Raw genomic sequence first — 20,444 nt, forward strand, 5'->3', positions numbered from 1 at the left:
TTGTTATATATGCTTTTAGGTCGTGATGATACAGTCTAGAATGTTTTTATTGTTTATATTTGATGTTTTTTATTAATGAATGAAATTTAAATTACCCTCCTTAATAATAAATTATTTTATCTTTCAGTTATCACATTAAATATTCGTTTAAAGGGTAGTTGTCGCCGTGTCAGACACGTCTTCTTTCTATTAATGAAAGGTGATTTAAGTGAATATATTAGATAAAAATCTAGGTATTACAAAATTAATCTCACAACCTCAAGTGAATGAAAGTGAAAAAGATTGGCATCATACTGTTCTCAGTGATATAGGGTTTCGACTTGATCATGTTGATTTTCCTTGTGTCTTCTCAAAGAGAGCATTTAAAAAAAAGTTATTAAAATTTATCTTCGTAGAGAATGCAGAGAAGAGTGGCATTCAGCATTTAGCTGAAGGGCTTAAAGATTATGTTGAACTTTCGCAGAATTGGAATGGCGATTTAAATACAGCATACCCGCTGATTGTTGCGTTCTCACAAGAAGCAATAAGAGTTCAGTCTATTAGTGATTATCACGCTTTTGGCTGGGAAGTTTTGCAGAAATTACATGAAATAGATCCCGAACCCTGGCCGGAAAGTATTAATAAAAATCCCGATTCTTCAGCCTGGTGCATGTGTTTTAACGGTATGCAGCTATTCTGCAATATGAGCAGCCCGGCGAACCAGTCACGTAGAAGCAGGAATCTTGGTGAGCATTTTATTATGGTCATCAACCCACGTGAGCGATTCGATATCGTCGCCGGTAATACTCCGGGTGGTCGTAAGATCCGTGAAAATATCCGTAATCGCATTGATAAATATGATGATGTTCCCCGTTCATTGCAGCTTGGTTCTTATGGTACAGAAGCACTTGAATGGCAGCAGTATGGCCTTCTGGATGAAAATGTGAAGAGAGAAGGTAAGTGCCCGTTTATGTTCAGGAAAAAATGAAGCCAGCATATTTTTTATGAGTTATGACCGAAGGTTAACCTGAAATTTTTTATTGATAATAATGAAAAGGAAACTGTTCCATGATTGATCTTATCGTTTCTCAGGGGCGCATAGCTGATAGGGCAGCACGCATGATAGAAGGCGCTGCTCGTACCGCTGAGGCGTTAAAAAAACACTATGGTATTCAGGGGCATTTTATTGGAAAGAGCGCGCCTCCTGAGAACGATGACTGGAGTGTTAGTCTTCCTCAAGCCCGTGAAACGCTTATTGAATTGCGTCAGGCAATTGAAGCGAGTATTAAGGGAAAAAACCGGACGTTTATGCTCGCCAATACCTGTTCTGCGAGTCTTGCTTCATTACCTGTTGTCGCACGGGAGCATCCGGAAGCGGTAGTGCTTTGGATTGATGCACATGGTGATTTCAACACGCCGGAGACAACAGAATCAGGTTACCTCGGTGGTATGGTACTTGCTGCTGCCTGCGGCCTCTGGGATAGCGGGCACGGTTCTGGTTTACGTCCTGAACAAATTATTCTGGTTGGTGCCCGTGATATAGATCCACCTGAGCGTGAAATTTTGCAAAAGCAGGGTGTTCGGATAATTCCACCAGCAGAAGCAACACCTGAAAATGTTCTGAAAGCCATTAATGGCGCGCCGGTCTGGATCCATATCGACTGGGATGTTCTTGAGCCCGGCTTTTTACCGGCGGATTATTCAGTGCCGGATGGCATGTTGCCATCGCAAATTCAGGCAATATTTGAAGCAATGCCTTTGGAACAGCTTTTGGGAGTCGAACTGGCTGAGTTTAATGCTTCGACTGATGAAGAAAAGAACGAAAAAGCACTTTCAATTATTCTCGATATTGTGGCTCCTGTATTTGAAACAGCAGTAAAAGTGAAATAACAGGAGAACAATTTTTTTATGCCTCTCTACAACAGTATTCTTGAGACAATTGGCCGTACGCCTATCGTTAAATTAAATCGTATGGCTCCCAGCCATGCCACGGTATACGTGAAGGTAGAGTCTTTCAATCCCGGCGGTTCGGTAAAAGACAGGCTGGCTCTTTCCGTTATCCTTGATGCAGAAGCAAAAGGGCTACTGAAACCCGGCGATACAATTTGTGAATGTACTTCCGGTAATGTTGGCATTGCTTTAGCAATGGTGGCGGCCGCTCGTGGCTATAAATTCGTGGCGGTGATGTCGGATTGTTATTCGGTAGAACGCCGTAAATTAATACGTATGTATGGCGGAAAAGTTATTCTCTTCCCCGGTCATGAAGGGAGTAGTGGTGGAAACCGTCTAGCCGATAAGCTTGCGGCAAAACATGACTGGTTTCGTGCTAACCAATTCCAAAACACTGCCAATCCGGCTTATCACCGTGAAACAACAGCAGCAGAAATTCTCAGTGATTTTGCCGGAAAACGGCTGGATTATTTTGTCACGGGTTTTGGTACCAGCGGTACTCTGACCGGAGTCGGTCAGATGTTAAAACTGGCGCGGCCTGACGTAAATATTATTGCTACTGAACCTGAAAATGCTGCTGTGCTGGCGGGTAATTCTTGGAATTTACATCAAATTCAGGGTCTGGCACCGGATTTTATCCCTGACATACTCGATAAAAGCGTTATTGATAAGCTACTGACCGTGGGTGAGATATCGGCGCGTGATACAGCCCGTCGCCTCGCTAGGGAAGAAGGCATATTTGTGGGTATTTCCGCAGGGGCGACTTTGGCAACAGCACTTCGTGTTGCTGAAAGTGCACCAGAAAATTCGGTATTACTCGCAATGCTGCCTGATACGGGGGAACGTTATCTTTCCACGTTTTTGTTCGAAGGGATGAATGAAGGGTCAGATGATGAGTGGCTGGCATCTCTGTAATCATTGTTGAGGACATTTGATCTGATGGAAATTGCTTAATGAATACAGTTGCATTGATTACTGATGAAGCCAGCTTGCCAGAAGATTATGATATGCCGTTGTTACTCGATGCTTGTCGGACTATCGGGCTGAGCACTGAGATATGTTCATGGCAGGACCAGACTATTGATTGGTCACGTTTTGATGCGGTGCTTTTGCGTTCTCCGTGGAGCTACGTCGATCATTTACCTGAATTTCTGGTCTGGTGTGAACGTATTAGTGTTTTAACAGAACTGCTGAATCCCTTGCCAGTAGTGCGCTGGAATCTTGATAAGTTTTATCTGGCTGATCTCGCGGCGCACGGTGTGCCGGTTGTACCTAGCAGGTTTATTAGCCCTGGTATGAATATCTTACAGAACCTGCGGGCATTTCTTGCTGAGCATACGGAAGCTGACGAAATTGTGATAAAGCCTACTGTAGGAGCTTATTCGAAGGATATTCAGCGCTATAAACGACAGCAGGAGGATAAGGCTGTCGAGCACATCACTTATCTGATAGAAAAAGGTTGTCACGTAATATTGCAGCCCTATCTGGCTTCAATCGATAGTGAGGGCGAGACTGACCTGACCTACTTCGACGGTGTTTATAGCCATGCTATCCGTAAAGGTGCTTTGCTTATGTCCGATGGCACAGTGAATTTCCCATTACAGGAATTTCGCAAGGCGCGAGTGGCAGATGAAGATGAACGTGCAGTTGCTTCACTTGCCCTTGATACCGCTGTTCGGCATATGGGGCTTGATCATGCTTTGCTTTACGGACGTGTGGATCTTGTGCGGGATAAAGGTGGTAAGCCGATTGTACTGGAAATAGAAATATGTGAGCCTTCGCTGAACCTGCCCTTTGCTGAGGGTGGGGCGATGCGATTTGCACAGGCTCTGGCTGATCGACTGATAAAATATTCTGCTTAACGGAATAATACCCCTGAGAAGTAAAAGTTTGCTTCTCAGGGGGACAAATTTAGCCCTGATAATCCAGATAACTGAATAAGGCTCCAAGTTTATGGTTGGCCTCTTGTTTATCAAAAGGCTCTAGTGGCTGATGCGGATCCAGTCCCAGTAATTCTAGGTATTCTGCTTCTTCTTCCGTCAGCAGTTTCTTTTTTCTCAACTTGAGTACATTGTTCCACTGCCAGATACCGCCGGAGTCTTCAATCGGGCATGTCCCGTTTCCTGCGGTGACTTTAGGTTGAATGATGTCTTTTTCCAGAACTTTTTCTACTGTGATCTGATGATCCCAGCAGTCACCAAAGTCATATTGGTAGTGAAGCTCACTCCCGACATCACGTAAAAATAGACCGAGACAGACCTGATCATAATTTTCTTCCGGGATCATTATTCCGCCGACCTCAAAACAGAACAGGTGTGCATCTTCCCATCCCATAGCAGCCTGTATCACATCATGCACTTCACTCAGCGTCATCTGGTTACTGAGATGAACCCGGCGCCAGACTGCTGGGCTTGCTTCATCTAAGCTGATTTTAACCACCAGCCCCTGAGGGAATATTGAGTCTGAGGTGTCAGTCAGCCCCATAGCAAAGAGCTGGAAACTGGCTTCTGACAGGTTGTCGAATAAGCCAAACCTTTTACGATTGATGGCAGGGTCGTAAAGCGCGTGAGCCAAATCCAGATATTCATTGGTCAGGCAGCGCTCTTCTGATGAGAGCTTATATTTCTCGATAGCAGCCGAGTAGGTCAATCGTCCGGCAAAGATGTCCTTGTTGGCATAATAGTAGAGTTTCAGTAAATCTCTGGGTTTTTTCGCTTTCAGCAGATACTCTTCAGGTGGCAACCAAGTCATCATGAGCGATGATTGCACATTGTGACCGTAATTGGCGTAACCGAGACGGCTATTTTCCTGTCGCTTAGGATTGACCTCATAACTCAGTTTCTGGCTCCATTGCTCAAGATCAAACGCTTCTGGCTGCGTCCAGTCGATGGGAAGTTGGGCTATCCAATACAGTGAATAGAGGTCGAGTGGTGTGTTCTTATTTTGCTGAACGGAAAGGATCCAGGGCAATATCTGTTTTAGCCAGTCCGGAGAAACCGGAGTGAAGTTGATATCGCTGCTTAACTGTTCTAACAACTCAGGAATGGGTTGGTCAGGATCGATATTCAGCATGCTCTCTCTGATACCTGATTTAAAATCGAGCATCATACTTAGCTGATATTCCTGATTATTCAGCATGACTTTCATCATCATACTGGCACAGTCATTGCCATCCACCTCAGAAGCGTATATTTCATATATTTCAGCGGCTGCCCGTGCTTTATGGTGCGCCATAGCGCGTTTTTTCCATCGCTTCATATAAGACTTGACTGAAGGATGTCGGTTGAAGTGGGCACACAGGTTCACAAGCTGCAAGTAGGATAAATTTTTCCAGGCCGAAGAAGGGCATTGATCCAGCATTTCAGCACTGGCAAGCGCAATAGATTCTTCAAAATATTGCGTCAGCAGAAGCAAAGCATCAATACCCCATGGATATTGAACGACTTCCGTCAGAATATAAGGCAGTACTTCAGGTGGTGCGACAGAAAAACCACTTTCAAAAACCTCAATGAATTCGATACTGGATTTCAGGTTAAACTCATTAATCAGTTGCCTGATTTTCTGCGGTTTTTGCGGGAAAGGGGTAACATTAGTCTCATCAGGATACTCAGATTTCTGCATCAGCTGTGAAACGTCCGTCCTGATATTAAACTGATATCGCTTCAGGATTGAGATACATAACAGGACATTATTGTGATTAAGCTCGAAGTTTTCTTTGCAATACTCCAAAACTAATCCAACAGCCTGCTCAAATTGTTCTTTGGTTCCCTTCGGGGAATGAATCGCGACTAACTCTAGTTCTGCGATGGCAACATCAAGCCAGTCTTTAACGGCACCCCTGATATCATCCATCGTTTCTTCAGGGAGTGTTATCACCAGAGTGATCAACATAAAGACATTCTCTGGCTCGGAAAACCAACGTGTTTGCTGAGGGGTTAGCTGCTGTTTCTGCTCAGGCTTTTTCGCGTATTCTTCTATTGCAGAGGATAATGTTTCAGGTGTTATTTTCATCACTAAGCTCTTTAACTATTGAGGGGTGAACTAAAAGAGTGATCATGATTACTGTCAAATCCACCCTTCTGTTTTTTATAAACATGAATAATCTAGATTGTAAACTCAGAATTAGCGGGATTTCATGCTGATGATACCTGTTATTGTTGTCTTAATCGCGCATTTATTCAGTGAATGGATAAGCTGGTAGCTGATTATTATTAACTTATTGATCAATTTACTAAAGATAAAATGGCAGATGTAAATTCTCACCAAAACTCAGTCTTATCATCTGAACGATAAATTCACTCTGGAGTGAGTGGCTTCATTTTATTTGTAGTATGTTGAAAAACTTGTGCTACTTTCATCTACTGATGTTAAACCGGTCTTATACACTCATACATGGAACTCAAGAGTATGAATAAAAAAATAATTTCAGGATGCTATTTTGGACTATTGTTGGTTGCATCCTTGCTGTTAGTGTTTGAAAAAAGCAGTGATATCTATCCTGCACTGATTTCTGTTGGGGTATTCAGCATTCTTTTTGGCCTGACATTTCTGCTTTCAGCGCGCTGGTTATTTTCCGTGGTGTTTACCGGAACTCTTTTCATTATCATCAAATTCCTCAACCAGCTAAAAGTTCATTACTACAAAGATCAACTGATGTTTTCTGATTTGAATATTATGCTTGATCCTTCAAATCAGGAAACATTACATCATTATTGGCTGGCAGGTCTGGCTGTTGCAGCTATGCTGGTCTGGCTAATCTTCAATATGTTCCTGAGCTGGAAAAGTGCAAAGCCAGTTCCGGGTATCAAGTGGCGTGGATTAAGCGTGGTACTGGTTGCTGTCGGGGTCTGGGATGTCAATATGACAGTCAGTGCTTACCATAATGAATGGCAGGCAGAGTTGCCAAAAGGGCGCGGAACGATGACTAATATGGTCATGTCAGCCCGGGATGCACAATATCAGCCTCCCCAATTTGGAGTATCAGCTGATTATTTTTTGCAGCAGGCAAAAAATGTCTCCCTGCCTGAAGTACAGTCAGAAATAAAACCTGATGTGGTGGTGTTATTGCAGGAATCTACGGTCGACCCACATATTTATCAATTACCAACAGGTACCCGATTACCTAATCTCTTTATGTTCGGGCATGATGCCGATGTGAACGCGCAAGGTTTGCTGCGGGTGCAAACTTTTGGGGGTGGAACGTGGTTATCAGAATTCTCTGTTCTGACGGGACTGGATACAGATGATTTTGGCTCGCGTAAAAATGGCGTGTTTTATTTTGTGGTTGATCATTTGCAAAACAGCCTGTTCCGTACGATGAAAGATAATGGTTATTACACCGTTGTACTGACTCCATTCAATAAATCGGCTTATCATGCCGGGCATGCTTACCAGACACTGGGTGTTGACCGCATTATTCAGCCACAAGAGTTGGGTTATCCGGCAAGTATGGATGAGAATTTGTGGAAAATCACCACACAGGATATGTTGTCTTATGTGAAAACTATTCTGGCTAAGGAAACGGATAAACCCATCTTTATTTATTCTCTGACCATGTATGAACACGGGCCTTATGAAGAGAGCCATAGCGATGATTATGGGCTGGCAGGCAAATTGGATAATTCATCCGCTGTCGGAAAATTCAGTCATTATATGGAAAAAATCATAGCATCAGACCCATCGATCAGAGAATTCAGTGAGTTTGTGGCTAAACGCGACAAACCGACCATTTTTCTCACATTCGGTGATCATCAGCCAAATATCCATTTTAACGATTACGCTTCTACCCTTTCTGATCCGGCACATCTGACGCAATTTACCATGAGGGATAACCTGAAACAGGGGGCACCGATAACGACCGGTAAACTGACCGATATCTCTTTTCTCGGTGGTATGATTTTGGAAAGAGCACGGTTGAGCGTTCCCGCTTTCTATCAGGCAAATATGACCATGCGTCATTTGTGTGGGGGGGAGCTTAACGACTGTCAGGATAAGGCGCTGGTAGAAAGCTATAAGCATTATATTTACCAGCAGTTATCTGTGGCGGGTAAGGAGTAACCACTGTCTGGCTATACACTTCGCCGCCGCCAATGAAAGAGGCAACTTGAAAGACGAAGTGTATAGGTTTATTTCAGTGGAGTAATGCGGTAAGCACAGCGCCTATCGTCATTCAGAATATATTCAGTTCGTTCTACTTGTGCCTGAAGAATATCCCGGAACATTTTCAGCTCAGTACGACAAAAACTCTGGCAGATACTGGCAGCGGCACAGATGGGGCAGTGGTTTTCGACAAATAAAATAGTGCCATCTTCCTGAATAAAATATTGCGCCATATACCCCTCCTGACAGCGGATTTTAACCAGACGCTCAATCTTTTCTTGTAGATCGGCAGCGCCTTTTAGCGCTGTTTTATATTTTTCAGAAATTTCCTGTTCGCGGGATTGGATCACTACATCCAGTGCGGATTCACCTAATTGCTCACGGATAATCGTAATCATCTGAACGGTTAAATCTGCGTGTGTATCCGGAAATTTGGCGTTCCCTTTGTCAGTTAAATGCCAAAGCTGAATAGGGCGGCCAACCCCCCTTGTTTCAGAGCGTCCTTCAACCAGCCCTTCTTTAGCCAGTTTCACAAATTGTTGACGGGCTGCTTCCCCTGTCGTGCCTAAGAGCTTACCGGCATCTGCGGCTTGCATAGCGCCTTGTGTTTTTAACAGCATCAATAACCGTTCACTAACGGATTGTACGGAAATAGTGCTATTTTCCAAGTCAATGCTTGACATATTGTTGAACCTGACAGTAATTTATTCCAAGATTTACCTTGTTTAATTTAACGTAAGATATTTCACAACTCAACCTGAGTTCAGGATAATAAGCATGATAATAACGAAGGAAAATCGCTGGAGGGATCTGTTTTCCAGTAAAAACGCACCCAGTGCAATAGTACTTTCGATCGGTATCGGGCTGATGGCCGCCAATACCTTAATTGCGATTACGCTCCTGCCTTCTGCTGTAAAGGATATCGGTGGATTAAATCTCTATGCCTGGAATACAACGCTGTTTGTTGTGGCATCCATTATTGGTTCCATACTTTCAGCGAGATTACTGCATACATCAGGTGCGAGAAATGCCTATTTGGTTGCTGCCCTGATTTTTTTAATCGGTAGTTTATGGTGTGCTTTGGCACCAACAATGGAATCCATGCTAGTTGGGAGAACCATTCAGGGACTTGGTGGCGGATTTTTATTCGCACTTTCTTATTCGATGATTAATCTGGTGTTTGAGGAATCTCTCTGGCCTAAAGCGATGGCGTTGATTTCCGGAACCTGGGGAGTGGCAACTTTAATCGGGCCGGCTATTGGTGGCATTTTTGCTGAAATGAATGCATGGCGTTATGCATTTGGCATGATGTTACCCGTGATTTTGCTTTATGCCTTATTTAGTTATCGAATTTTACCTCCGAAGCAAAAACAGAAGACAAGCAAAATGGCTTTGCCCATTACCCAGCTGATCCTATTATCTGTTGCTGTACTTGCTGTTTCCTCAGGGAGCCTGTCACAAGATGTGAGCATTAATATTCTTGGTATTATGACGGCAGTAGTGCTGGTATTTCTGTTAGTTCTCTATGAACGTAAGGCTTCGGTGAAGTTACTGCCTGAAAATGCGCTGAGTCTGAATTCACCTCATCTCATCTTATTCGCAACCATGATGCTTTTAGTTATTGGGTTGTCAGGAGATGTTTTTGTTCCCTATTTTTTGCAAGTTCTGCACGAGCAGTCTCCTTTAGCCTCTGGTTATATGGTTGCAATGGCAGCAATTGGCTGGACTATTGGGGAAGTAATGAGTGCCAGTTGGCAGGGGGCGAAAATGCGTTTTGCGATTGTAAGCGGCCCTGCTTTTATGCTGGTGGGGATGCTGTTACTGCTTGCGATGCTGCCTTATAAATCCTTAGGTGAATGGCAGATAATATTACCAATCATTCTGGGGCTTGGGCTATTTGGTTTTGGTGTGGGCTTTGGCTGGCCTCATTTACTGACTCGTATTTTGCAGGTTTCCAGTGAGGCTGACAGAAATATTGCCGGTTCATCCATTACAACGGTTCAGTTGTTTGCCACTGCATTCGGCTCTGCACTGGCCGGAATGGTGACCAATATATTCGGTTTTTATCAGCCGGGTGGTCTGGAAGGAGCGGCTTCTGCTTCCCACTGGCTCTTTTTACTTTTTGCCATTGCGCCCATACTGGCGCTGTTTACTGCATGGAAATCAGCAAAGATTACCGCAGAGAGCCGATAGAAGCAGCTCATCACCGCAGGCACAGCCTGAAATCCATTACGTATATGATGGCTACATTGGCTTTCCTCAGAAAAGCCAATGTAGACGAAATAGCGCTATTTCCTCACTTCGTACCATATTAAATTCGGCATTATTAGGTAAATTATTTAGATAATTACGGTATTAGACGTCAAAGGAAAGATAAATATAATATATTGCTGCGATATATTAGAAAATAAACCTAAGGATATTTGATGTTCATGATTTCCAGCCAACCAACGGATGGTTTTAGTACCAGTAAGACATCCCCCCAAAGATACAGCCACTCAATAATAAAGCATATTATTATCCTATTTACGCTGCTTTTGAGCATAAGCAGTGTATCCGCAAAAGAAGTTCGACAGGAAACGAAGCTCGTTGAAGTTCCGGCTCTTAGCCAGAGTATTACAGATATACCCAATATCTTGACTAAGAATGAACATCAACGACTGATTCGCCAGCTGGAAAAACTGCGTTCGGAATATAAAGTACAAATGGCGGTTTTGATTGTACCAACGATAGGAAGCGATAGCGTTGAAACCTTTTCTTCCCGCGTATTTGCTGAATGGAAGTTAGGTAGTAAACAGCGTAATGATGGCATTCTGTTTTTAGTGGCATACAATGACCACAAAATGCGTATTACTATTGGTTCTGGCCTCACAAAGCAGCTGCCGGATTCAAAGGTAGCAAATATTCTGAGTAAGGATGCAAAACCGGCCTTCAAAGAGGGTGACTATTACGAAGGGATACGTACCAGTATTGATTCTATTGGGGTATTGATAAAAAACGCAGGGCAAGAGAAAGCACCGCAGGGTGTATCGAACATTGCTGGCGATAACGACAATATTTTAGATAACGTATCATCAGGTGAAGACTTTTCAGCTCCGTTGATCCTCTGGCTGCTTGGTATGGTAATTCTGCCATTGGCGGTGTTCCGTACAGGTGGCTGGTTTAAACGCTTTCTCAAATGCGCCTCAACAGTCGCTGTTATTACGTTTGTACTCAGTCTGGCAGGTGTATTTCCTGCTCTTCCTCTGGGATATTATCTGCTGATTTTCTTCCTGCCAGTTATTCTGGTGTTAATTGTGCTCTTTTTCGGCGCATCGCTGGTGGGTGGATTATTTAAACGCCTCTTTGGTGGGGCGGGTTCTGCATCTCCTGTTAGTAGTTCCGATATATTCGTCGAAAATGCAGAGCTTTCTGATAATAAAGACATTTTCACTGGTGGCGGCGGTAAGAGTGATAATAAGGGTGCCTCAGATAGCTGGTGATTTATTTGGTTAGGAATACAGCATTGATGAATAACTGTAATTTATCTACTGTTGGGATATGAAATTTTTATTTTTGTGATCTTAGCCAAAATAAGTAGATAAAAGCTCTTTTTTTTTTGCTTTTTTCGGGAAGCTGTCAAGAGAATATAAAGGGTTATTTTTAGTCAGTCATATTTTATGGCTGGCTAAAATGAATTTTTTTACATTTTCTTTTTTACAAAAAGGGCATGGATATGAAAAAAGTTTTTTTGTTGTCTTTGCTTACATCAGGATTGGTGGTGGGTTCTTTTGCTTATGCTGATTCACAAAACGCTTCCATTGGTTATGCACAAAGTAAAGTAAAAAATTTCAAAGATATTAAAGGGGTAAATCTCAAGTATCGATATGAATGGGATGACCCTGTCAGTGTTATTGGCTCTTTGACCTATATGGCAGGCAAGGGTGGTTTATCTAATAAATCAGAGACAAAAGGTCTGACAAAACATAAAGGTGATATTAAATACACCTCATTCCTTGTTGGCCCGGCGTACCGAATAAATCCTCAGGTGAGTTTGTATGGCTTAGTGGGATTGGCTTATACAAATGCTAAGATTAATTTCGAGCGTGATAAAGTTAGCGGTGATATATCCAAGAAAAAAGGTTCTTTTGCGTATGGTGCCGGTGTTGAAATTAATCCCATAGATGATTTCGTGATCAACTTGGGCTATGAAGGTACTACGTTCAAAATGGCGGATATGAACAGCCCTATTAATGGATTTAATCTTGGAGTAGGTTACAGATTTTAAGTTCAACATTTTCCCCGCCATCTGGCGGGGAACTATTAGTGTTGGGGAATGGGGTGCTTTAATTCAATCTCAGGGGAATCTGGTAAATAACGACCAGAGCTACTTAGCTGTCGCGCATATGATTAATATTCCGATTTATTTCATGGCGTATCTTGTTTGCAAATATTTCTTTTTCCTGTAACGTCATTTTTTGTTCATACTTGCTAAAGAAATTATCCGGTGAATCAAATAGACCTAAATCCTGTACTATTCCGGCTCGTTGAATATACGTGCTATTATCTCCATGCCATTCAATAGGCGCATTAGCTAAATCATCAATTGCCACACCATAGCCTACAAATTTTCCTTTATGAGTTGCGTATTTTTTCTGTAGCGAAGTAAGATAGCCTTTATCTAAAATGATACCTTCAAAGTTTAGCCATTGCCCATTAATATAGACTTCAACCCATGTATGATAAATCTCCTGCGGAGCCATTTCATATATTTCCCCTAGCATAATTCCGTATTGTAGTGATTTATCAATGGTAAAGCCGTGTAAGCGACAGGGAAGGCCTAGCGCACGAAGAAGAGCCATAAATAAAATAGATTTGGTATTACACTGACCATAACCCATTTGTAATATTTTTGACGCTGTAAGTAAATCATCCTCATTAAATCCAAAAGTAATATCATCTTTAACAAAATTATAAATTACTTTTATTCTTTCAGTCTGAGCCAGGTTTAGCCAGCCTTTCTCGGTAATTAAATGCTGAATATTTTCGGCATAAAAATCTAATAAAGGCGTGCATGAAAGATACTGTTTCATTACCTATTTTCTCCTCGTTTAAATTACTTAAGAGTAAAAAACTTATGAGGAGAAAACTTTCAAAAATCCGCTGATTTTTTTCGCAAAGCTTGGTTTTATACCCATCAATTTTCTGGCTGTGGAGGAAAGATGTGAAGCACTATCGAAACCACATTGCATGGCAGCATCTGTTACTTTTTTACCTTCGGCAATTAAAAATAGAGCATTAAGAAGCTGGTGAAAAAGAATATAACTTTTTAGATTCCCCCCTGTTTTTTCAGAAAAAAGATGTGATAAACGACTTGAGGAAAGAGGTATTTTTGCTGATATATCAAGGACACTATGATAGATTTTTTGTGAAAAAATTAGGTGACCTAATATAGCTTTTAAACGGTTATCACCTATTGTGTGATTAAGATTGCAAGTTTGTGTCAGTACCTTTTTATGTAGATTATCCCAGTGTACGAGATAAGTTTTTTCCTGCAATGAAGTATATTGAGCTGATATTGCCCTACACTCAGATGCTAATTTATTGTAATCCAATACTACATAATTTATTTTTCCATTTATTAACTGATGCTTTAAACACAATCCTAAAGGAGATGTATGGTTAATCAATGTCAGCCAATAAAACCTGTTATTCAATGTAACATCATGAATGACATCGCTATTAATTAGAATCGATTTAGTTTGTAAAGTTTGCCCAGAAATAGTAACCGTTATGGGTTTGCCATCTAAGGAGATCAGTAATTGCAGAAAAGTGTGCTTATGAGCATTAGTCTCAATATCTGTTCCGATGAGTGTTAGATGATCTTCAGCTGCAAATGCTGTTACAAATGGAACAGAAGACATATTTTATGACCCCTTAGTAGAGCGTATTTATATTATGGGTATTACCATAAACCATAAGTTTATTACCAGAAAATACGGCACGAATTATCAGAAAGAAGCCGTTCGTGCCGTGATATTTTCAGGTTAATCCGCTAATAACGCGGCCCAGATTGCCTACTATTAATGTAAGAAAAACAAAGCACTCCTATTGCCAGAACCAGACAATAAACGATAATCGGCCAGGTAGTGGTATTGGAAAAAAGTGTAATAGTGAGCGTTCCACCGATTCCCAACAACACCCCACCCAGACAGGAGTAGAATGCCGTTACCGTTCCGGCCATATGATCAAAACCCTGTAGTGCACCATTAGGTGCGACTGCAATTGCTATAGCGATTCCAACTCCGACAAGCCACATCGGGATAATGAAACCCAATACTGAATTAGGTATGAAAGTTTCTCCGGCTGATAACAACAATGCTCCTGCTATCAGGCAAAACATACCCATTCGTAACGTATTCAGTAGCCCCCAGCGGACGATCAAATTTCCCACACTTCGCGCTGCTATCATCATTGCGATAGCTACCGTGGAAAACAGCAAGCTGAAAGTCATTTGTGATAATCCTTGCCGGTTCATCATTACCCATGGAGCGATTGAAAAGAAGACGAAGAAGCTCCCTAGACCCGCACTGTAGCAGAATGTATACAGCCAGAAATTCATGCTTTTTACAGGAAGAAGTAGCTGCGACCATTTTAATGCTGCCGTCCTTTGTTGCCGCGTTTCTGGGCAGAATATCCCGTACACAATAACCGTAGCTGCCATCGCAATTCCCAATAAAACAAAAATTGCGCGCCAACCCAGCCAGACATCAACCAGTGTTCCGAGCAAAGGCGCTATAGCCGGAACCATAGCAAGCATAGAGCCGAGCAAGCCATAGATAAAGTTGATTTCTTTGCGGCCAGAATAAATATCGCGCACAGCAGCGAACATCGCTACGAGACACGCTGAAGCTCCGCAGGCCTGAATAATTCTGAAACCCAAAAAGATTTCTGGTGATGAAGTGATGGCAAGGCCAAATGAAGCTAACGTGTAAACAACGCCACCACTAAGTAAAACCGGGCGGCGACCGAACCTGTCTGACAGCGGGCCAAAGAGAAGCTGACCGACTCCAAATAGGATCATGTATACCGTCAACGTCAGTTGGATTGTTCCTGCTCCGGCATCAAGAGCATCAGCAATGAAAGGCATTACGGGCAGGTACATATCCATCGCCAGCGATGGCAGTAAATTAAATGGAGATAACAATAATATTGTGGCGGTAAGAGAATATTGCCAGGAAAAATCTTTTGTGTGCACGAATCCATCTCCTAAAGTTAAGGATTTGGCAGCGTGCTCATAGAATTGATAGGTTCTTGAGGACGCCGCAACAATCGAAAAAACGAGGATTGCTGCGGCTTATCTATCTGTTGTGTATTCGTTGACCATTCTCATCGGGTTATCCTGTTAATTTGAGAGACAAAGCGTCTTAAATTACGATGGATACTTTATAGACGATAATTCATTTTTTCTAACTATTTTTATCTAATTGTGATAGGACCGGCATTTATCTGTTCGTCGTGATGTGGTTGTAAATTCTGCTGTAATAATTCAACGCATTCTTGTGCACCACGCTTAAGCGCATTTCCTTTCAGGCACACAACATGTATAGGTAATACTAATCCATTTTTTGTATTACGGAATTTCAGTTGTTTCAGCGATCCGTCAATTAATTTTTCTTTAATGAGAGTGTAAGGAAGATTTCCCCATCCCATACCTGCTTCAACCAGACCGAGTGCCATCGAAAAATTATCCGTGCGCCAATATTTAGTTGCGACCTGAGTACGAAGATCACTCGGTTCACGATGATGACTGGCAATAATAATCTGCCGGGTTTGGACTAGATCCTCAATATAAAGGGAAGTCTGATGAGATAAAGATGGATGGGATGATGAGATTGTTGCGATAAATGATTCATGACCAATGCAATAAATTTGCTCCTGTGGATTAACATGTAATCCGCCAAAAACTAATGCCAATTGAATACGATTCTGGTGCAGTAAAGGCAGAATATCATCCTGAGGAGCGGTAATAATCTCAACATTCATTAATGGATAACGTTGATTAATTGTATGCAAAGCAAGGAATAATTTTTGTGGATTAACTCCCGTAGATACCCCAATAGTGAGTGTACTCTCGACTCCTTGCGTCAATTCATGTGAAAAAACATTAAGCTGACGTAAGTTATCGACTATCTCCCGCGCGTAAGGAGCCAAAGTTTTTGCTTTCTCAGTCGGTACTGGCTCCCGGCTCTTTCGATCAAATAAGGCAAATCCCAACTCCGCTTCAAGATTAGCAATTGCCATGCTAACCGCAGAAGGAACCCGATGTAGTGTTCTGGCTGCGGCTGAAAATGAGCCTTTATCTAATACTGTCAGGAACACGAGTAAGTTGTCACTAGTGAATGGCATATCCAACCTTTCAATAAAACTGATAGTAGTTAACTTTTATTATCACGTTTATTGATTTAACTTGCCAGTTTCAAAATAACAGCACAAAAACAGGTTTCGAATAAAATATGCAGGGCATTAAACGTAAAGTAGTTTTCATTACTGCTTATGAAGTTATCGGTTGGATGATTTCATCGCTGACACTCGCTTTCTTATCTGGTAATTCGGCGGGCGTTACAGGTCCCCTGGCTCTGGTCATTACAACCATTGCGGTCAGTTGGAATTTTATCTTTAATACATTGTTTGAGTTCTGGGAATCGCGTCAGCAATCACACATCCGGACATTCCGGCGTCGAGTCGTACATGCTGTTTTATTTCAGCTAACTTTGGTTATCTTCTTAATCCCGCTTATTGCATGGTGGCTTTCAATTAGCTTACTTCAGGCGCTCATACTGGATTTCGCACTAATTATTTTCATCCCTATCTATACGTTCTTTTTTAACTGGGCTTTTGACAAAATTTTCGGATTGCCCAAATCCGCTCTTCCACAGGAAGAAAGCGTGCTTCGTTAGGATAAAGGATTTAGTGGTACATACTTGGATATATGTGCAATCAAGGTGTACCACGAGATTGATAGAGCTATAAGCTAGGGATGAATCCTTCATTTTTCAACGATTGAATGACGCCTCTTATCAAATATGAATGAGATATATCAACTGTGTAGCTTCTGGCTTTATCTGATGTTGGTCCTAATAGTTTCTGTTCTACGAGTTTAGATATTTGATATGTTATTTGCGCTGGCTTAAGTTCAGGTAAAACCTCTTTCAAGTCCCCTGCTTTAATGATGCCTGCTGTAACTGCTTTTCTCAGTATTTTTGCCTCAATATTGCTGAGAACGCCTTTTTCTAAGGCAAAGATTATTGCTGGAAATAAAATTTTCTGGCTCAAAAATTTTAGATTAGTTAGCTGGTCTACCTTTTTTAACTCGGTAGATATGCCACCTAATACATAAGTACACCATTCTTCAAGTCCTTCATTCGTCCCGAGATCGGCTTTTGATAGCATTGCGTAATATTTGTTTCTATCATTGCAAAACACTGCTGTAGGATTGAGAACTCTACCACCAGCTTGAACATTAAACCCATACTTGATAAGTAATGCGTAAGTCAGCAATCTTACCGTCCGCCCATTTCCGTTACCGAAAGGGTGAATCCATCCAAAGCGATGATGGGCAAGAGCTATCTTCATTAAATCATATTTAGGGTTGTCTGCCCGGTTAATGAAAGAGGCTAGTTCATTCATATAGCTAGGTACTTGTATGCTATCAGGTGGAAGGTGTGCTGATTTCCCTATGCTCACGCTATAATTACGATATTGACCGGGTGTTTTATCTCCTTCACGTTGTAAATTACTGACAGCAAGTGAGTGTAATTCTCTTATAAAATATTCCGTTATTTTGTCACCACTTTTAATATATTCATCTATAAAGCTCATTGCTTTTTCAATGTTTTCGATTTCTTTCAATTGGTCATCTTGGCTTTGAGTTCCTGCAATTTTGCTTTCAACGTAGTCAGCGAGGGTTGTATGGTTGCCTTCAATTCTGGCTGAGCCAAGACTTTCAAGCATATGAAAGATTTCTTTTAACTGAGTAAAAAGTGATGGATGTACATTAGTTTCTAGACGTAAGTGTCTTAATAACTCTAGCTCAGTAATGGCATCCACAAGAGGAGAGTCAAAACTAGGATTTAATAATTCGAGTTCAAAGTGATTAAATGTAGCCATATCTTAAAGTTATCTCAAAGGTTAAGTTTTCAATATCTCTAAAATAAAGAAAAAAAGTGATTATTTATGGTGCGTTATGAATCATAGTGACTCACTCGTATCTCAAAAGCAAGGTTATGGAGATCTCAAATATAGCTGTTCTGTTATCTCAACAAGTCACAAATTTTAACGGATAGGATAGGTTCAACCATGATGGTATTGCTTGTAACTTCCGGCTATTATTCTGAAAGCAAAAAAGCCAGTAATAACTTGTATTATCTGGCTTTGTGAAATGTTGTGAGAGGTTAAGAAACGTTATTTGAATCTATTCATTGAGTATGTAGCGTTAAGCCTTGTCAATACTGGATTTGCTGTGATTAATATTTTCTAGAGGTACACCCTTTGGTACACGCTAAATCGAGGTGTACCACTGAATTGATAGAAATGTGTTCTCTGGAGGGTTTGCCATCCAAGAATAATACTCTTTGTAAAATATCTTTCACTTGATAAGCTCACCTCATAAAGAGGTTAGCGTGGTATTTTCATATCTTCCAGTTGAGAAAAAAGGCGGTAAAATCTAACTGCATCAGACTTGATAGTTATAAATGATTTCTCTTTATTTTCTATATTGTTATCTTCAAAATCACCTAAATAATCATAGTGGTAATAAAAAATATGATTCCAATAGGCTAGTGTCTTATTAAGAATATAATTGTTGCTGTCATACCACTTATTGATTAGTTCATACAAAGCATAACTTTGTGAGTCTCCATCTATAGCATTCGCAGTACGTAAAAAATCTAGCTTGATTAAACAAAAAAGCGATTGTTCTAGATTCACATCCTCTGAACCAAGTTCGTCACAAAGAAGACTGAAATAATATTTCACCTCATGTGATTCAACCTGCTTGTCTAATGAAAATGACGCAAGAATATAAGCATTATTACTATCATAGCCTGATACAACCAGAGCTTCTGCCCAATCAATGGTTAATGTGTTGACCTCAATAGTTAAGATATAGTGCTCAACAAGGTAGCGGAGGCATTTTAGTTCATGTAATGAGAGGCTTTGATATAGCATGTTTCACCGCGTTTTGTTTTTACCTTAAAAATGATGTGGGCTTAGTGATCGTGTCTAGTAATTGCTGCCCCATATCATCGGTTTGTCAGCACCTCTATTGTATGCTTGTAGCGCTGTATAATCGAATCAAACTCTGCATCCAGAACGTTTGCGATATCGGCACACGCTTGAGTTGTATATACGCATAATTTACTGTCGAATATGTCCAGAACTTGCATGTATTTTGTACATTTATTCAATTTAATCAAAAAATAGATCTCGGCATAGCTCACCTTTAACCATGGCCTTTTTTACATCCTCATATAACGCAGCCAATCGTACTTTAAGCTACGCAGGTATAATTTTGCGACCTAGACAGGCTCATTTGGATCACGTCACTACATCACGCTCACGCCATGTAATCCCCACGAAATAAACGTAATCTCCACGTAAAACGCACTACACCGCACCCGCCTGCACGTTTTGGATCAAAAAGTTTTTTCAGTTTGAAAATTCTACAAACCAAATCGCCAGACCGCACCCGTACTGGCTGTGTGAGGAAAATCTCAAACTGAAATGAGTGAAAAGAATTTCAGTAAATTTCAGTCTTTTATCCAGTTACACTCTGGGGGTTAAATTGTATTTATTTGAAATTAAATGATTTTTCTATTTTACGTGAGATTTTTACTTGGGCGGAAACCCAACATAAAAACCGAAAAGCCAGTCTTTATGCAGGGTAAGATGAAATGTAAACTGAAATTGCGTGAAAAATTTATTTTCACTGTTCCCGTTCTGTACCTGACAATTCTAGCCAGAAAGTGTTGATGCTAATTCTTAGATTACTACAACTCTAATACATGATTACTTGGATCTTGTATCAACTTACTAGGGCGTATGGAATGTGAAAAACTCATGCTTAAAACGTATGTATGACCACATTCAACATCATTACAACAACAATAAATCTCCGGTATGTTATCCAATCCTTCCCTTTTAATTTTTTTGATTGTTGCCTGATCACCGCACTCTGGGCAATAAACTTTTAATACTTTCATTATCGATAACCCTCATATCAATTGCCTGCCAGAATAAAGCTAATTTAATACATACCTTTCTATTTTCAGTGGTAACAGTGGTAACACTGGTAACAACGTTGATTTAAAAGAGATTAATGTGTTACCACTCCAAAAAACGAACTGGTAACAAGTGGTAACAGCCTATTTTTGTTA

17 protein-coding genes and 1 pseudogene are annotated in these 20,444 nt (G+C 41.1%); 9 read left to right on the top strand and 9 right to left on the bottom strand.

What is annotated here, in order from left to right:
* Window positions 1–208: 208 nt before the first annotated feature.
* From AACX38_RS08615 to AACX38_RS08630, 4 genes are all read left to right on the top strand, one after another.
* A complete protein-coding gene (locus tag AACX38_RS08615; RefSeq protein WP_228864021.1) occupies window positions 209–967 on the top strand; it encodes a YqcI/YcgG family protein in 759 nt (252 codons plus the stop codon).
* 80 nt (window positions 968–1,047) lie between these two features.
* Window positions 1,048–1,869 (top strand): arginase family protein, encoded by an 822-nt coding sequence (locus AACX38_RS08620; protein WP_228864022.1) that lies wholly within the window; start codon window positions 1,048–1,050, stop codon window positions 1,867–1,869.
* 18 nt (window positions 1,870–1,887) lie between these two features.
* Complete coding sequence (gene cysK, locus AACX38_RS08625; RefSeq protein ID WP_228864023.1) at window positions 1,888–2,844, top strand: cysteine synthase A; 957 nt, start codon at window positions 1,888–1,890, stop codon at window positions 2,842–2,844.
* Window positions 2,845–2,882: 38 nt separating this feature from the next.
* Window positions 2,883–3,791, top strand: a complete 909-nt coding sequence (locus AACX38_RS08630; RefSeq protein WP_228864024.1) for an ATP-grasp domain-containing protein — start codon at window positions 2,883–2,885, stop codon at window positions 3,789–3,791.
* 49 nt (window positions 3,792–3,840) lie between these two features.
* Here the strand turns inward: AACX38_RS08630 and AACX38_RS08635 are convergent, their stop codons facing one another.
* The gene (locus tag AACX38_RS08635) at window positions 3,841–5,940 is read right to left on the bottom strand and encodes a plasmid pRiA4b ORF-3 family protein (protein WP_228864025.1); all 2,100 of its coding nucleotides are present in this window, start codon (window positions 5,938–5,940) and stop codon (window positions 3,841–3,843) included.
* 396 nt (window positions 5,941–6,336) lie between these two features.
* Here AACX38_RS08635 and AACX38_RS08640 point away from each other — a divergent pair, with 396 nt between their 5' ends.
* Window positions 6,337–7,986 (top strand): LTA synthase family protein, encoded by a 1,650-nt coding sequence (locus AACX38_RS08640; RefSeq protein WP_228864026.1) that lies wholly within the window; start codon window positions 6,337–6,339, stop codon window positions 7,984–7,986.
* Between the two features lie 68 nt (window positions 7,987–8,054).
* Here the strand turns inward: AACX38_RS08640 and AACX38_RS08645 are convergent, their stop codons facing one another.
* On the bottom strand, window positions 8,055–8,711 hold the full coding sequence (locus tag AACX38_RS08645; RefSeq protein WP_228864027.1) for a helix-turn-helix transcriptional regulator: 657 nt from the start codon (window positions 8,709–8,711) through the stop codon (window positions 8,055–8,057).
* A gap of 94 nt (window positions 8,712–8,805) precedes the next feature.
* On the opposite strand from AACX38_RS08645, the gene AACX38_RS08650 reads away from it, so the two are divergent.
* From AACX38_RS08650 to AACX38_RS08660, 3 genes are all read left to right on the top strand, one after another.
* Window positions 8,806–10,221, top strand: a complete 1,416-nt coding sequence (locus tag AACX38_RS08650) for an MFS transporter (RefSeq protein ID WP_228864028.1) — start codon at window positions 8,806–8,808, stop codon at window positions 10,219–10,221.
* A gap of 239 nt (window positions 10,222–10,460) precedes the next feature.
* Window positions 10,461–11,510 carry a TPM domain-containing protein gene (locus AACX38_RS08655; protein WP_228864029.1) on the top strand — a complete coding sequence of 350 codons (1,050 nt, stop codon included), beginning with the start codon at window positions 10,461–10,463 and terminating at the stop codon, window positions 11,508–11,510.
* Between the two features lie 233 nt (window positions 11,511–11,743).
* Complete coding sequence (locus tag AACX38_RS08660; RefSeq protein WP_228864030.1) at window positions 11,744–12,295, top strand: Ail/Lom family outer membrane beta-barrel protein; 552 nt, start codon at window positions 11,744–11,746, stop codon at window positions 12,293–12,295.
* 103 nt (window positions 12,296–12,398) lie between these two features.
* Here AACX38_RS08660 and AACX38_RS08665 read toward each other — a convergent pair whose 3' ends face one another.
* The 4 genes and pseudogenes from AACX38_RS08665 to AACX38_RS08680 all read right to left on the bottom strand — a co-directional run bounded on the left by AACX38_RS08665 (window position 12,399) and on the right by AACX38_RS08680 (window position 16,416).
* On the bottom strand, window positions 12,399–13,100 hold the full coding sequence (locus AACX38_RS08665; RefSeq protein ID WP_228864031.1) for a transglutaminase-like domain-containing protein: 702 nt from the start codon (window positions 13,098–13,100) through the stop codon (window positions 12,399–12,401).
* Between the two features lie 42 nt (window positions 13,101–13,142).
* Window positions 13,143–13,931, bottom strand: a complete 789-nt coding sequence (locus tag AACX38_RS08670) for a helix-turn-helix transcriptional regulator (protein ID WP_228864032.1) — start codon at window positions 13,929–13,931, stop codon at window positions 13,143–13,145.
* A 140-nt stretch (window positions 13,932–14,071) separates the two neighbouring features.
* Window positions 14,072–15,265 (bottom strand): annotated as a pseudogene (gene cml / locus AACX38_RS08675) (CmlA/FloR family chloramphenicol efflux MFS transporter); the annotation flags it as partial.
* A gap of 221 nt (window positions 15,266–15,486) precedes the next feature.
* Window positions 15,487–16,416: a LysR family transcriptional regulator gene (locus AACX38_RS08680; RefSeq protein ID WP_228864033.1), complete on the bottom strand. Its 930-nt coding sequence runs from the start codon at window positions 16,414–16,416 to the stop codon at window positions 15,487–15,489.
* A gap of 107 nt (window positions 16,417–16,523) precedes the next feature.
* Here AACX38_RS08680 and AACX38_RS08685 point away from each other — a divergent pair, with 107 nt between their 5' ends.
* Window positions 16,524–16,967: a PACE efflux transporter gene (locus tag AACX38_RS08685; protein WP_228864034.1), complete on the top strand. Its 444-nt coding sequence runs from the start codon at window positions 16,524–16,526 to the stop codon at window positions 16,965–16,967.
* A 67-nt stretch (window positions 16,968–17,034) separates the two neighbouring features.
* On the opposite strand, the gene AACX38_RS08690 is transcribed toward AACX38_RS08685, so the two are convergent.
* The 3 genes from AACX38_RS08690 to AACX38_RS08700 form a co-directional block, all read right to left on the bottom strand.
* Entirely contained in the window at window positions 17,035–18,177 is a 1,143-nt protein-coding gene (locus tag AACX38_RS08690; RefSeq protein WP_228864035.1) for a Fic family protein, read from the bottom strand.
* Window positions 18,178–18,684: 507 nt separating this feature from the next.
* The gene (locus tag AACX38_RS08695) at window positions 18,685–19,236 is read right to left on the bottom strand and encodes a hypothetical protein (RefSeq protein ID WP_228864036.1); all 552 of its coding nucleotides are present in this window, start codon (window positions 19,234–19,236) and stop codon (window positions 18,685–18,687) included.
* Between the two features lie 821 nt (window positions 19,237–20,057).
* A complete protein-coding gene (locus AACX38_RS08700) occupies window positions 20,058–20,270 on the bottom strand; it encodes an ogr/Delta-like zinc finger family protein (protein ID WP_228864037.1) in 213 nt (70 codons plus the stop codon).
* Window positions 20,271–20,444: the final 174 nt, after the last annotated feature.

Source organism: Xenorhabdus sp. PB30.3 (assembly GCF_963895965.1).
GTDB lineage: Bacteria > Pseudomonadota > Gammaproteobacteria > Enterobacterales > Enterobacteriaceae > Xenorhabdus > Xenorhabdus stockiae.